15 protein-coding genes are annotated in these 14631 nt (G+C 43.0%); 9 read left to right on the top strand and 6 right to left on the bottom strand.

What is annotated here, in order from left to right; all coding sequences use genetic code 11:
• Nucleotides 1-29: 29 nt before the first annotated feature.
• The 5 genes from PSU78_RS06570 to hemA all read right to left on the bottom strand — a co-directional run bounded on the left by PSU78_RS06570 (nucleotide 30) and on the right by hemA (nucleotide 5688).
• Nucleotides 30-1196, bottom strand: a complete 1167-nt coding sequence (locus PSU78_RS06570) for a sterol desaturase family protein (RefSeq protein WP_300386027.1) — start codon at nucleotides 1194-1196, stop codon at nucleotides 30-32.
• Between the two features lie 80 nt (nucleotides 1197-1276).
• A complete protein-coding gene (gene prmC / locus PSU78_RS06565; RefSeq protein WP_300386024.1) occupies nucleotides 1277-2251 on the bottom strand; it encodes a peptide chain release factor N(5)-glutamine methyltransferase in 975 nt (324 codons plus the stop codon).
• A gap of 73 nt (nucleotides 2252-2324) precedes the next feature.
• Nucleotides 2325-3029: a Bax inhibitor-1 family protein gene (locus PSU78_RS06560; RefSeq protein ID WP_300386021.1), complete on the bottom strand. Its 705-nt coding sequence runs from the start codon at nucleotides 3027-3029 to the stop codon at nucleotides 2325-2327.
• Between the two features lie 11 nt (nucleotides 3030-3040).
• Nucleotides 3041-4123, bottom strand: a complete 1083-nt coding sequence (prfA, locus tag PSU78_RS06555; protein WP_300386018.1) for a peptide chain release factor 1 — start codon at nucleotides 4121-4123, stop codon at nucleotides 3041-3043.
• A gap of 305 nt (nucleotides 4124-4428) precedes the next feature.
• Entirely contained in the window at nucleotides 4429-5688 is a 1260-nt protein-coding gene (hemA, locus tag PSU78_RS06550; protein ID WP_300386015.1) for a glutamyl-tRNA reductase, read from the bottom strand.
• Between the two features lie 262 nt (nucleotides 5689-5950).
• On the opposite strand from hemA, the gene rpe reads away from it, so the two are divergent.
• The 9 genes from rpe (at nucleotide 5951) to PSU78_RS06505 (ending at nucleotide 13836) form a co-directional block, all read left to right on the top strand.
• The gene (gene rpe, locus PSU78_RS06545; RefSeq protein ID WP_300386012.1) at nucleotides 5951-6658 is read left to right on the top strand and encodes a ribulose-phosphate 3-epimerase; all 708 of its coding nucleotides are present in this window, start codon (nucleotides 5951-5953) and stop codon (nucleotides 6656-6658) included.
• 36 nt (nucleotides 6659-6694) lie between these two features.
• Nucleotides 6695-7387 carry a phosphoglycolate phosphatase gene (locus PSU78_RS06540; RefSeq protein ID WP_300386009.1) on the top strand — a complete coding sequence of 231 codons (693 nt, stop codon included), beginning with the start codon at nucleotides 6695-6697 and terminating at the stop codon, nucleotides 7385-7387.
• 183 nt (nucleotides 7388-7570) lie between these two features.
• Nucleotides 7571-9079: an anthranilate synthase component I gene (gene trpE, locus PSU78_RS06535; protein WP_300386006.1), complete on the top strand. Its 1509-nt coding sequence runs from the start codon at nucleotides 7571-7573 to the stop codon at nucleotides 9077-9079.
• A gap of 1 nt (nucleotide 9080) precedes the next feature.
• Nucleotides 9081-9647 carry an aminodeoxychorismate/anthranilate synthase component II gene (locus PSU78_RS06530; RefSeq protein WP_300386004.1) on the top strand — a complete coding sequence of 189 codons (567 nt, stop codon included), beginning with the start codon at nucleotides 9081-9083 and terminating at the stop codon, nucleotides 9645-9647.
• Entirely contained in the window at nucleotides 9647-10678 is a 1032-nt protein-coding gene (trpD, locus tag PSU78_RS06525) for an anthranilate phosphoribosyltransferase (protein ID WP_300386001.1), read from the top strand. The genes PSU78_RS06530 and trpD overlap by 1 nt, the downstream gene beginning before the upstream one ends.
• A gap of 134 nt (nucleotides 10679-10812) precedes the next feature.
• Nucleotides 10813-11265 carry a DUF3465 domain-containing protein gene (locus PSU78_RS06520; protein WP_300385998.1) on the top strand — a complete coding sequence of 151 codons (453 nt, stop codon included), beginning with the start codon at nucleotides 10813-10815 and terminating at the stop codon, nucleotides 11263-11265.
• Nucleotides 11258-12046: an indole-3-glycerol phosphate synthase TrpC gene (trpC, locus tag PSU78_RS06515; RefSeq protein ID WP_300385995.1), complete on the top strand. Its 789-nt coding sequence runs from the start codon at nucleotides 11258-11260 to the stop codon at nucleotides 12044-12046. The genes PSU78_RS06520 and trpC overlap by 8 nt, the downstream gene beginning before the upstream one ends.
• A 141-nt stretch (nucleotides 12047-12187) precedes the next feature.
• Nucleotides 12188-13183, top strand: a complete 996-nt coding sequence (gene hemB / locus PSU78_RS06510; protein ID WP_300385992.1) for a porphobilinogen synthase — start codon at nucleotides 12188-12190, stop codon at nucleotides 13181-13183.
• A complete protein-coding gene (locus PSU78_RS06505; protein ID WP_300385990.1) occupies nucleotides 13180-13836 on the top strand; it encodes a hypothetical protein in 657 nt (218 codons plus the stop codon). Before hemB ends, PSU78_RS06505 begins: the two co-directional genes overlap by 4 nt.
• 20 nt (nucleotides 13837-13856) lie before the next feature.
• Here PSU78_RS06505 and PSU78_RS06500 read toward each other — a convergent pair whose 3' ends face one another.
• Nucleotides 13857-14150 (bottom strand): hypothetical protein, encoded by a 294-nt coding sequence (locus tag PSU78_RS06500; protein WP_300385987.1) that lies wholly within the window; start codon nucleotides 14148-14150, stop codon nucleotides 13857-13859.
• Nucleotides 14151-14631 lie beyond the last annotated feature (481 nt).

Genomic DNA, 14631 nt, shown 5'->3' with positions numbered 1-14631 from the left:
ATTGAGGGCTTTTGTTACCGCCCGTCAATTTAGACTTTGCGTTTAAATGGATAGCAAAACTGCTGCCAATAACCATTTGGCACTGGGTGTCCGCCCACTCCGTAGCCGCTAGGCCATTGTTTTGGCGGCATATAATAAGTGCCAAATAATCGATCAATCAGTGGAAAGTGAATAGAAAAATTCACATCTATTGCTTCTTTTTCAATGCCATGATGCCAGTGGTGAAAGCGCGGCGTGACGATGAAAGGTTTAAGCCATTCCACATTAAAACGCACGTTGGCGTGAATAAAGGTGGCATTGAGATACACTAGAAAAATATAAATATGCAGCGCGTTTTCAGCAAAACCTAGCGCATACATAGGAATAATCGTCATAGAACGCAAGCCAACAATTTCGACGATATGCATGCGCGAACCCGCCAGCCAATCCATATATTTAGCCGAGTGATGCACCGCATGAAAACCCCATAGGAATGGGATTTGGTGGAATGCGCGATGAAACCAATATTGCACAAAATCAGTGAGAAACATGATTTCAATTACTTGTAGCCATAATGGCTGACTTGCCATCATCTGCCTAAATTCAGCCCAATTGCTAGTGTGCTGCAAAATTGTCATAGAAGGTGCCAGTGTGAGGAATGCCAAGCTTTGTACTAGTAAGCTGCCTAGCAAGAAATAGAATAAATCTTCACGCCATTCAGTTCTGAAAAGTGGTTGATTAAGGCGGCCGAATATTTTTTCTAATGGCACAAAAAGCAAGCCTGTGAATAGTATATTCAACACAAACCAATCTAAACCAAGCGAGGCTAAGTGCGTTGCATTTGGATCTGCGCCAGTTGTATCCGTGACGCCAAGCGCGCCAGAACTCATTTCACCAATAATCGTGGCTAGAAATACCACAGCTATCGCGCTAAAACCAAGCACTCTGTTACGTCTTAGCATCATGTTGACGCAAGCTAAGGCATAGCCAATGCCCAATAGTATTTGGATGATTAAATTTAAATAAGGCAGTTTGTATAAACCACCAAGCTCTTTGGTCGAGAAAAATGCAGAGTATTGCGAACTCAGCATTAAAAATAAACCAGCAATCCCAATCACTAAAGCCGCAACGCCGCTGAGCCAACCAGAGCCAAATGTGCGCGTTTCGGCAGGGGCTTCTAAATCGTTACGAATGGCGAGGCGAATATTGTTTATCATTATTATTCTCTAATTTTTTATTGATTATTTTATTAAAAAAAATTTCTATCAAAGTGTTAGTCGAGCTGTTAATTTCAGTACTAATCCCAATGTGTACTAACAATTAAAGGATTTTTACCAATAGTCACGCGGTCATTGTTACCTAAATCTTTAATCGTTTCAATATTAGTTAAACCCGCATCTGCCATTAAATCTGCAACCTGTAACGCCTGATTATAGCCATGCTCCAACATCAGCCAGCCTTGTGGTTTTAAGTAAACTAGACAGTTGCTCACAATTTGGCGAATATCATCTAAACCATCCACACCAGAAGCTAATGCGCTCATCGGTTCAAAGCGTAAGTCTCCTTGGTTTAAATGCGCATCATCTTGCTCGATGTAGGGCGGGTTACTTACTATAAGGTCAAATTTTTCAGTTGAAAATGCATCAAACCAATTGCTTAAAATAAATTGCACGTTAGGGATGTTGAGATTTTGAGCATTTTTTTTTGCAACTTCTAAAGCGGCTTCGGAGGCATCTACCGCTGTTACAAAAGCTTGCGGACGGTTTTTAGCAATGGCTAGTGCGATAGCACCAGTGCCAGTGCCGAGGTCTAGAACACTCAATCCAGATAAATCAGCATCACTATTTTCTGCACCGTCATGCCCGCGAAAGCGGGAATCCACTTTAAGAATTTGACCTTCTGAAATGCCAATGGATTCCCGCTTTCGCGGGAATGACGGACTATTAATTTTATCCAGTGCAGCCTCCACCAGCGTTTCAGTATCAGGGCGTGGAATCAAGGTATCAGGCGTTACCATTAAATCTAAACCGTAAAACTCACGAACGCCTAAAATATAAGCAATCGGTTCGCCGCTTAATCTTCTTTTAAGTAACGCCTCAAAAGTCGCTAGAGTATTGGCTTGTAGGGCATCGTCCGAATGCGCAATCAGCCATGCACGGTTTACATTTAACACGTGTTGTAAGAGTAATTGCGCTTCTAGCGTAGCCTCATCATTATTTAAAAGTGCGGCGGCAGAAGTCAGGGTATTTTTAACGGTTTGTGGGTTTATCATTAACGCGATGATAACAGCTTGGTTTTAGGTTTTGTAGGGCGTCAATAGCTATGCGTATTCTGACCTACGAGTTCTACTTGCTTATTAAGTCTAGTAAATCTAAAAAAAGATTAATAATGTCTAGATAGATGCTTATCGAAACTCTAATTGCAGTTGACCAGCTATTCGAGGCTATATTTTCATTTAATAAACTAAGTCGCTGAAAATCGTACAATAAATATCCAGTAAAAATAACCACTCCAGCAAGGGCGCCCATACGCTGAATCCAGCGCGGAATAGAAAAAAATATGCGGATTAAGCCAAAAACGATTAATAGTAGTAAGGATATAAATAGCCCCTTACCAAGAAATGAAAAGTCTATACCTGACTTTGCACCAATAAGTCCAGCAGCGAAGGTGATAAGCGCAGTTAATCCAAGTATCTGCCCACCAAGGTTTTCATCTACATCGATGAGACACAAAGCTAGTTCAATACCTGTAATAATTGACCATAGGTAAAAAAGAGGTATTCCTATAATTGGATTAGATGTGCCGTGAAAAAGTAGTGCTAAAAATACAAGTATATCTACTACAAGCAGACTATAGAAATAAGGTTTTATTACCTCCCAGTCGAGTTCCAAGTCTAAGGTTCCATTAACATCAATTGAGCCTGAAACCCAGCTGGTTTGTGACCAAAAGAGATTTCGGAATATAGATATAGCCGCTAGACTTACTAACCAAGTCAATCCTAATTGACTACCTAGAATTAGAAAAGTTTTTCCGTACAGGCTATCAAGCATAGCAATATTCCTTAGTTATCCTCACCCAAGCTTGCCAACAAATCAGCCTGATGCTCGGCCGCTAATGCACCAATCAATTCATCCATATCACCTTCGGTAATCGCATCAATTTTATACAGTGTCAGGTTAATACGATGGTCGGTAATGCGGCCTTGCGGGTAGTTGTAAGTGCGGATGCGTTCTGAGCGGTCGCCTGAACCAATTAAACTTTTACGCTCACTGGCTATTTTGCTATTTTGTTCATCCACTTGTTTAGCTTTAATACGTGCGGCGAGTACGGCCATGGCTTGTGCTTTGTTGGCGTGCTGACTGCGACCTTCTTGGCATTCCACCACGATACCTGTAGGCGCATGGGTAATACGTACTGCGGAGTCGGTTTTGTTAATGTGCTGACCACCCGCACCACTGGCGCGGTAAGTATCAATGCGAATATCGGCAGGGTTGATGACTACATCGCTAACTTCATCTGCTTCTGGCAGCACCGCTACCGTGCAGGCGCTGGTATGAATGCGACCTTGTGTTTCGGTATCTGGCACACGTTGTACGCGGTGTCCGCCTGACTCAAATTTGAGTTTGGAGTACGCGCCATAGCCTTCAATTTTGACAATAATTTCTTTGTAGCCGCCCACTTCACTTTCGTTGGCAGACATGATGTCGACTTTCCACTTTTGTTTTTCTGCGTATCTAGAATACATTCTAAACAGGTCGCCACAAAACAAGCCAGATTCATCGCCGCCTGTACCTGCGCGAATCTCTAAAAACAGGTTTTTATCATCATTAGGATCTTTTGGCAAAAGTAGTAATTGCAGTGCTTTTTCAACTTGCTCCGATTTTTCTTTTCCAGCTTCAATTTCTTCTTGAGCAAACTCTTTCATGTCAGGGTCGCTCAACATTTTTTGTGCTTCAGCCATATCAGCCTCAGCTTGCTCATACAGATGATATTGCTCAACAATCGGCGTGATTTCCGCATGTTCTTGAGTGAGTTTTCTATAATTGTCCATATTGTTAGTCACGCCCTCAGAACTCATGAGGCGATTGATTTCTTCTAAACGCTCGCTCAATGTGGCGAGTTTTCTAATCATGCTAGGTTTCATAGGGTGATTCTTTGTAATATGTTTTTATGGTGGATTTCGATTTGGGCTATTTTAACCCTAAATGCTTCAAACTCTGTCATTCTGAGTATGGCGAGATCTAGTTAGAGCGCTTTGCATGCATCAGTTTTACGCGTTGCTTTGAGTAAATCTATCAAAAATCCGTCATTCCCGCGTAGGCGGGAATCCAGTTTAGATGGCGGTCATGCCTAGTTGTAGAAGCATGTAATACTGAAATTCACATCGACTAGATTCCCGCCTGCGCGGAAATGACGGTAATTTAAGTATGTATTAGGCATTTAAGGTGGCTAACTTTTAGTTAGATAGAGCTGTTTAATGACATCTTCCAGCTTGGCATGCTCATCCCCATGCGCTCGATTCAACGCATGGCTTGGCGCGTGTAAGAATTTGTTGGTGAGCGCATTACTTAGTGCTTCTAAGACTTTTTCTGCGCTTTCACCTTTTTGAATGAGCTTGATTGCCTTTTCTAACTCCATTTGACGAGTGGCTTCTGCTTGGTCGCGCAATGCTTTTATGGTTGGCACGGCATCGCGCTTCTTCATCCACTGCATAAAATTTTCCACGCGTGCGGTCACAATTACTTCAGCATCCACAGCCGCTTCTTGACGGTTCGCCATGCCATCAGTCACCACTTGCGCAAGGTCATCAACGGTATATAAGAATACGTCATCTAGCTGTGCAACTTCTGCTTCAATGTCGCGTGGTACGGCTAAATCGACCATGAAAATTGGACGATGGCGACGGGCTTTAATCGCGCTTTCTACCATACCTAAACCTACAATTGGCAATTGGCTGGCCGTGCTGGTAATCACAATATCAAATTCGGCAAAGCGTTCAGGCAGATCGTTTAGCAAGATTGCTTGCGCTTTAATACCTTGCGCAGAAATTTTCTCTGCCAAAGCCGTACCGCGTTCTAGGGTTCGGTTGGCGACCATGATGCTTTTAGGTTTTTGTGCGGCAAAGTGGTCGGCACATAGCTCTATCATTTCGCCTGCGCCAATAAACAACACTTTTTGCTGGCTGATGTCGCCAAAAATACGTTGAGCCAGCTTGACTGCAGCCGCGGACATTGAAATGGAGTTTGCACCAATGTCTGTGTTAGTGCGCACTTCTTTTGCCACTTCAAACGTGCGTTGAAATAGCTTGTGTAATAAAGTGCCAAGTGTGCCTGCATCTTGAGCGATTTTAACAGACTGCTTAAATTGTCCCAAAATCTGTGCTTCGCCTAACACCATGCTATCAAGCCCTGATGCGACTCTGAACGCATGTTTTACCGCTTCATCATTGGGTAGTGTGTAAATGTAAGGCTGAATAATGGAGCTATCTAGCTTATGGTATTGCGATAGCCATTGCAGTGGTTTTTCGGGATTTTCTGCGCTGCAATAGAGTTCTGTACGGTTGCATGTAGATAGAATCGCCGCTTCAGTCGCATCGTGCGAGGTGAGCTCACGCAAGGCGCTACCTAGATGTTCGCTGGTAAAAGCGACATTTTCTCGAATCTGAACGGGTGCGGTCGTGTGATTGACGCCGATTACATATAGCTGCATAAGGATGCTTGTATCAATACAATTTTCGTCATTATACTGCGTTGCTGACCAAAAATAATTCCTTACATATCAATCTATATGCCACGTCATTATTTTTTGCTAGCGCCTTGTCTCATTTAGAAACTTGTATTGATACAAGTATCCTTAGAAGCGTAATTTTGATGTATTGGCTTATGTTAAGCAAGGCACATATCCAAAAAGTGTAAAATCGCGTTAAAATAACGACTTATTACTTAATTTTTTGGACTTTTGGATTTTCGTCATGGATAAAACTTTTAGAATTGCCCCTAGTATTCTTTCTGCAAACTTTGCTAAATTAGGTCAAGAAATTGAAGATGTGATCACATCCGGTACAGATTTGGTGCATTTCGATGTGATGGATAATCACTACGTGCCTAACTTGACGATTGGTCCTTTAGTTTGTGATGCGATTCGTGAAATTTCGCAAAAAGCCGGCGCATTGATTGATGTGCATTTAATGGTAAAACCAGTGGATCGTATCATTCCTGACTTTGCTAAAGCGGGCGCGAACATCATTACATTTCACCCAGAAGCTTCTGATCATATCGACCGCAGCTTGGCAATGGTACGTGACTTGGGCTGTAAATCAGGCTTGGTATTTAACCCAGCAACTTCATTAAGCTACTTAGACCACGTGATGGATAAAGTCGATATGATTTTATTGATGTCAGTGAACCCTGGCTTTGGTGGTCAAAAATTCATTCCAGAAACATTGGAAAAATTGAAATTAGCTCGCGCTAGAATTGATGCTTACTACGAAAAAACAGGCCGTCAAATTTGGTTAGAGGTAGATGGTGGCGTAAATGCGCAAAATATCGCTGAAATCGCTCGTGCAGGTGCTGATACATTTGTAGCGGGTAGCGCGATTTTCACAAAAGGTAACGATAGCGATAAAAACCGTTACAACACTGTAGTGGGCGAAATGCGCGCGGCATTGGCCACTGTTTAAAAGCTCAATTATCTTTAGCATTTAAGTTGACTGCCCATGTTTAAAGTAAAAGCCGTCATGCTAGATCTCGACGGCACACTAGTCCACAGTGCGCCAGAAATCGCATCGGCAATCAACTCAATGCTGGCTGATTTAAATCGGCCAGCGCTGCCTGAGAAGCAAGTTGAAAGTTATATAGGTGAAGGCGCTGCTGTACTGATTAAGCGCTGCTTGAATAGCCAGTTGGAGATTAGTCGCTTGAACGATGAACCTGATGCGGCGTTATTTGCTCAAGCTGAGAAGTCGTTTTTTTCTCATTATGCAAATAATGTAAGCAATAGTAAGCCGTATGATGGCGTAGTGGAAGGCCTGCAGGCCTTGCGTGATAAAGGCTTGAAGCTGGCTTGTGTGACTAATAAACCAGAAAAATTCACTTTGCCGTTGTTGCAAAAAAGCGGTTTGGCAGATTTTTTCGAGATAGTAGTGTCTGGCGATAGTTTGCCAAAAAAGAAACCTAACCCTATGCAATTGCAGCATATTTGCGCAAAGCTAGACGTTCATACTTTTGAGGCGATGTTAGTCGGCGACTCAGAAACTGATATTGCAGCGGCCCATGCGGCAGGTTGCTTTATTGTTACCGTGCCTTACGGTTATAATCAGGGACGGTTAATTGACGAGTCTAAAGTCGATGCAATGATTGCCGACTTAACCGAATTAGTTTCACAAGATTTAGTAACACTTTTGGCTTAATTGCTTAACGAACAGAATAAATATGATGACTTTTGAAAATGATTTTCTAAGCTGGCGTGGCTCTTGGCGAAGCTGAGCCGACCTTGCCAGCAACCAACAGGCGAAATGTAGCCAATGCGGTCGAGCAAAACCGCAAAAGTGAAGTCGCAAATATTAGAAAATTATTAGAAAGATTTTTACATCATGTTTACCACAATTAACAAAACAGCATTCGATGCTCTAGCAGCAAAAGGATTTAACCGCATCCCGCTAGTGCTGGAAACCTTTGCTGATTTAGATACGCCTTTGTCGCTGTATCTGAAATTAGCCAATCAACCTTTTTCATATCTACTTGAATCCGTACAAGGCGGCGAGCGTTTTGGCCGCTACTCGATTATTGGCTTGCCAGCTAAAATACGTATCGTAGCGCACGATAATCAAGTACAAGTGCTCGAAAATAATGTCGTGGTTGAAACAGTCGAAAATACCAACCCATTAGACTTTGTTAAAAGCTTTCAAGCGCGCTACAAAACGCCGCCTTATGAAGGTTTGCCGCGTTTTACTGGTGGCTTGGCAGGCTATTTCGGCTATGAAACTGTGCGCTATATTGAAAAACGTTTAGCTGGCGTGCAAAAGCCAGATGCGATTAATGTGCCTGATGTGTTGCTCATGGTATCTGAAGAAATTGCCGTTGTTGATAACCTAAGCAGCAAGCTATATTTCATTGTTTACGCCAATACTGATCAAGAAAATGCTTACGAGACAGCGCTCAATCGCTTGAATGAACTAGGTAAAATGTTGCGAAAAAATGTAACGATTCCACAATCAAGTCCATCAGAATCTTCAGTAGCCGTTTCAGAGTTTGGTGAAGATAATTTCAAAGCCGCGGTTAAAAAAGCCCAACAATACATTTTAGATGGCGACATTATGCAAGTGGTGTTGTCACAACGCATGTCGCAAAAATTTACCGCGCCGCCATTAAGTTTATATCGTGCTTTACGCAGCTTAAATCCATCACCTTATATGTTCTATTACGATATGGGCGATCACCATGTGGTCGGCGCTTCCCCTGAGATTTTAGTGCGTTTAGAAAATGGTACTGTCACGGCAAGACCGATTGCAGGTACGCGTCCGCGCGGCAAAACCCGTGAGCAAGATTTAGCGCTTGCGGTAGAACTGTTAGCCGACCCTAAAGAGCGTGCAGAGCATGTGCAACTAATGGATTTAGGCCGTAACGATGTCGGTCGCGTTGCGCAAACTGGTAGTGTAAAAGTTACCGACAATATGATGATCGAGCGCTATTCACACGTGATGCATATCGTTAGCAACGTAGAAGGCAAGCTCAAAGCTGGCATGGACGCGATTGATGTGATTAAAGCAACATTCCCTGCAGGTACGGTAAGCGGTGCGCCAAAAGTACGCGCAATGGAAATTATTGATGAGCTAGAACCAAGCAAACGCGGCATATATGCTGGTGCGGTGGGTTATTTGGGCTTTAATGGTGACATGGATGTGGCAATTGCCATTAGAACTGGCGTGATTAAAAATAAGATGCTCTACGTGCAAGCGGGTGCTGGCATCGTGGCGGATTCCGTGCCACTCTCGGAGTGGGAAGAAACCCAGAACAAAGCCAAAGCAGTGCTACGTGCGGCTGAATTAGTCCAAGCCGGTTTAGACTCGAACCTAGAAGCGGCACCGAAAGCAGGGAATTAATATGTTACTTATGATAGATAATTACGACTCCTTCACTTATAACTTGGTGCAGTATTTGGGCGAGTTAGGGCAAGACGTTCAGGTGTATCGCAATGATGAAATTGATTTAGCAAAGGTCGCCTCACTTAAACCTGACCATATCGTTATTTCACCTGGCCCATGCACGCCAAATGAGGCGGGTATTAGTGTGCCACTCATTAAAGAATTCGCAGGCAAAATTCCATTGCTAGGTGTTTGTTTAGGGCACCAAAGTATCGGTCAAGCTTTTGGCGGGTGCATTATCAAAGCTAAAACTTTGATGCATGGTAAAACTTCATTGATACATCATAAAAATATTGGCGTGTTTAAAGACCTGCCTAACCCTTACACCGCAACGCGTTACCATTCGCTTGTGATAGAAAAAGAAACCATACCCGATTGCCTAGAAATCACCGCATGGACTGACGATGGCGAAATTATGGGCGTGCGTCATAAAACTTTGCGGGTAGAAGGCGTGCAATTCCACCCAGAGTCTATCCTCACGGAATACGGCCACGAGTTGCTGGATAACTTCTTGAAGGAAAAGTGATGGCTGAAGGACAGACAATCGATATCACCTTCAAAGAAGCCTTGCAGCAACTACTGGATCGCAAGCACTTTACCCATGCGCAAATGCTAGAAATCATGCGGATGATGATGTCTGGCGAGTTAACTGCGGTGCAAATTTCTAGCCTGCTGATGGGCTTACGCATGAAAGGCGAAACGGTGGATGAAATCTCTGCCGCCGCTAAAGTCATGCGTGACCTTTCAACTAAAGTCACAATTAACGACACAAGCCACTTGATTGATACTTGCGGCACAGGTGGCGATGGCATTCAAACCTTTAACGTATCAACGGTGTGTGCTTTTGTCGCCGCAGCGGCGGGTGCAAAAGTAGCCAAACATGGTGGACGTTCTGTTTCGTCCACTTGTGGCAGTGCAGATGTGTTGGAAGTTTTAGGTGTGAACGTTAACTTAACACCCGAACAAGTGGCTAAGTGCGTGGATAGCATTGGCATTGGTTTTATGTTCGCCCCCAATCATCATAGCGCCATGAAGCACGCCGCGCCTGTACGTCGTGAGATGGGTATTCGCACCCTGTTCAACTTGCTTGGCCCGATGACTAACCCTGCGGGCGCTAAACGGCAAGTGATGGGAGTGTTTCATAAAGACCTTACACTGCTACTTGCGCAAGTATTGCAACGCTTAGGCAGCACGCACGTCATGGTTGTGCACGGCGCTGACGGTATGGATGAAATTTCGTTTACTGGTGACACTTATGTGGCCGAGTTAAAAGACGGTGCAATTAATCAATACACCATTAACCCCAACCAGTTTGATATGCCAATACATGACTTAAACACCATACAAGTGAAAAACGCTGAAGAATCAAAAGCGATGATTTTAGAGGTTCTAGACGGTAAGCAAGGCGCTGCTCGTGACATTGTTTTATTAAATGCAGGTGCTGCCATTTATGTGGCTGGCGTTGTAGATAGCTTGCAAAGTGGCATCAATAAAGCGCGTGACGTGATTGATAGTGGGTTAGCGCTAGCTAAATTAAATGCGTTGAGAGCAGCTTAATGCTTTTGCGAAAAACTTAAAATTATTTACTATCCGTCATTCCCGTGAAAACGGGAATCCATGTTAGGTTTAAATACCAAAGTCAAAATGGATTCCCGTTTTCACGGGAATGACAGCAAAAGGGAAATAATGCAATGAAAAAGCAGTTTTTAATATTATTAGCAATTTGGTTAGCACTAAGTTTTTCCGCTTGCCACGCACCAAATAACCCACAATCGCTTGAGTCAATACCAGTTGCTTCATCTGCTAATATGGATGCTGGCGCAATTGTTGAAGCCTACAGCGCGCATCGCAATCTACCGCAAGTACAAGGCAGTGGCATTGTAGTTAAGGTGTTAAAAGATGACACTAAGGGCTTACAGCACCAAAAGTTTTTGCTGAAAGTCAGTGACGACATTACGATTTTAATCGCACATAATATTGATTTGGCACAACGTGTGGATGATCTTCACGAGGGCGATACAGTGAGCTTTAAAGGTGAGTACATTTACACCCCTAAGGGCGGCACAGTGCATTGGACACATAAAGACCCACGCGGCAATCATGCGGCTGGTTGGTTAGAACATAACGGAAAAAAATATGAGTGATATATTAAACAAAATTTTAGCCACTAAACGTGAAGAGGTTGAAGCTAGCAAAGGCCTTGTAAGCTTGGCCGAGCTGCAAAAGCAGGCCGAAGCGCAAGGCGATCCGCGTGATTTTGTGGGAAGCATCTTTAAAAAAGTTAGTGCTAACAAACCTGCGGTGATTGCTGAAATTAAAAAAGCCAGCCCCTCAAAAGGCATTATTCGTGAAGATTTTAATCCTGCCGAAATCGCTAAAAGCTATGAAAAAGGCGGCGCGGCGTGTTTGTCAGTGCTTACTGACGTTGAGTATTTTCAAGGCAGCGCAGATTATTTAAAACAAGCACGTAAAGCATGCAAGCTGCCAGTTTTGCGTAAAGACTTTATGATAGACCCATACCAAGTATTTGAAGCACGGTCAATGGGAGCAGATTGTATTTTGCTGATTGTAGCCGCGCTTGAAGTTAAGCAAATGCGCGCTTTAGAACAACTCGCACATGATTTAGGCATGGCAGTGTTGGTAGAAGTGCACGATGCTGATGAGCTTGAACTCGCTTTGCAGTTAGATACTCCTTTAATTGGCATCAATAATCGTAATCTGCGCACTTTTGATGTAACACTGCAAACGACTTTAGACTTATTAAAAGTGTTGCCAGAAGACCGCTTTGTGGTCACTGAATCGGGTATTTTTACCCCAGAAGACGTGAAGTTAATGCGCGATAACGATGTGCATGCGTTCTTAGTGGGCGAAGCGTTTATGCGTCAACCAGACCCAGGTGCCGAGCTAGCTAGAGTATTTGGATAATTATAAGAGAGTCCTTCCCCATTCAAGGGGGAAGGCTAGGATGGGGGTAGAACATGATAAGTTTCACCGTTTTACCCCCACCCCAACCCTCTCCCTTAAAATGGGGAGGGAGTATAAAGTTATATCACTGAGGTAACCAAAATGAGCTATCCCTATTCCCGCCCACGCCGTATGCGTAAAGATGATTTTTCACGCCGAATGATGCGTGAAAATGTGTTAACGACCAATGATTTAATCTACCCAGTATTCGTGTTAGATGGTGAAAATCGCACAGAAGAAGTCGCTTCTATGCCGGGTGTTAAACGTCAAAGCATTGATGTTTTACTCAAAACGGCTGCTAAATGTGTAGAACTTGGCATTCCGCTTATTGCATTATTCCCCGTGGTGGATAGCAAATTTAAAAGCTTAGATGCCGCTGAAGCTTACAACCCAGAAGGCTTGGCGCAACGCGCTGTGATGGCATTAAAAGCCGCATTCCCGCAACTCGGCGTAATGACCGATGTGGCTTTAGATCCATTCACCACACATGGTCAAGATGGCTTGATAGATGACTCTGGCTATGTGATGAATGACGAAACCATTGAAGTGCTAGTGAAACAAGCTATTTCTCACGCTAATGCTGGGGCGGATATTGTCGCACCTAGTGACATGATGGATGGTCGAATTGGTCAAATTCGCGAGGCGCTAGAAAGCACACGTAACATTCACACCAAAATTCTGGCTTATTCAGCCAAATACGCGTCTGCGTTTTACGGTCCTTTTAGAGATGCAGTAGGTTCTGCGGGCAATTTAGGTTCAGGTAATAAATATACTTATCAAATGGATCCAGCTAATAGCGACGAGGCGATGCAGGAAGTTGCGCTCGATATTTCAGAAGGTGCAGACATGGTGATGGTGAAACCAGGCATGCCGTATTTGGATATTGTGCGACGCGTGAAAGATGAGTTTGGTGTGCCAACCTTTGCTTACCAAGTGAGTGGGGAGTATGCCATGTTGAAAGCCGCTGCGCAAAATGGCTGGTTGGATGAAAAGGCTTGTGTGATGGAGAGTTTGTTAGCGTTTAAACGGGCTGGTGCAGATGGGATTTTGACTTATTTTGCGATGGATGCGGCGCGGTGGTTGAAAAGTTTTAGATGAAAAAGTTTACAACTGTATTTTTTGCCTTGATGATTGTTGTAACGGCAGTTTATGCTGCGCTCTTCTTTTATGGCTTGCCAAGAGAAAGTATCAGTCGAATTACAGATTGCACACACTACGGCGCGAGATTGTTAAATACAGCTAATAGTCAGTTAAAAATACCATATTGGATGAGGTATATTAATTTTTATTTGCCTTATAGTCCTGCGCTTTGCGATATTCATTTGAAAAATTACAGAGGAAATAAGAGTGATATTGATTTTCTAAATTCAAGTCCCTTTGCTGCTTATGACATAGCACGACAGAATGATGAACACGCTAGCGTGAATTATGGGAAATTGAGAAATAAGAATAAAAACTTAGAAAACTTAAGATTTTTAGTTAACAAAGGATTGAATGTTAATACTAAGTTCGACATTATGAAGAGTTTATCAAATAAAAATCCGCCAATTTTAGTTAGCTCACTCGAACTTGCAATAGGCAGCAAAAATCCAGATATAGTAGAAATTTTGCTCGAAAGTGGTGCAAATCCAAACATCAAAAATCGCAATGGAATGACTTCATTAGAACTGGTTAATTCAATACCTGAGGACTACTTTTACGGCTCCAAAGATAAGATTATTTCTATTTTGAAGAAGTTCGGTGCGCAGTAAGCTTAGTTTAGATTTTGCTATTAGCAAGCGCAGGGTGCAATAACAAAAAGGCATCGCACCGTATGTAAGAAGTCGCTCTCGCGCGACTGGCGAGTTACTTTCTTTTGTTTAGCCAAAAGAAAGTAACCAAAGAAAAAGCTACTCCCTACCGCTTGATTCCTGTTTTGCAGTGCTTCATGGGCGTCAAGCGGAAACTCGCCAAAAAAATCATTTGGCTCAAACAGCCGCTTGCCGAAAACTCCCATGAAACACAGCAAAACAGGCGCGGTAGCAGGAGATTTAAGTTTAAAAGCGTTAAAGCGTTGAATTTTCACCGTTGCTTGTTAAATCTAAAAACCTCGCAAACCCCGTCATTCTCGCGTACGCGGGAATCCATTTTGATTTTTAAATTGGTTCGTGCAAATGCCTTGTAAACTTGTTTTAATATCATGGTGATGCGTGAGCCGTTTTAATGCCCGTGCGATACAGTTTTAACATGGGCGACTTTTAAATGGCTGGGTTCGCGTTCATGCTGTTCCAAAACGTTTTTAACATTTCTAAACCGTGAGATTTGTATTTTTTAGTTTGCAAACTCATTGAGTCGTTTAACCATTTTTCTTGAGATAATTTTTGTATAACACTGATTGGGGCGTAACAGAACCCCATTGACCAATTAGAAAATTCGTTCTCAGCTATTGGTTCGTTAAAAATCTCTAGAATAATTTCATGGCTTTTAGCATTTAATATGCGCTGATAGACTTTTGGGCATCTCTAAAAATCCACCATAATTTTGCAAACTGAGACTATGTGTGGCTA

It is taken from the genome of Methylotenera sp., from assembly GCF_029945705.1.
Lineage (GTDB): Bacteria > Pseudomonadota > Gammaproteobacteria > Burkholderiales > Methylophilaceae > Methylotenera.
Note: the sequence above shows the minus strand (reverse complement) of the source record. Positions and strands in the feature narration are given on the sequence as shown.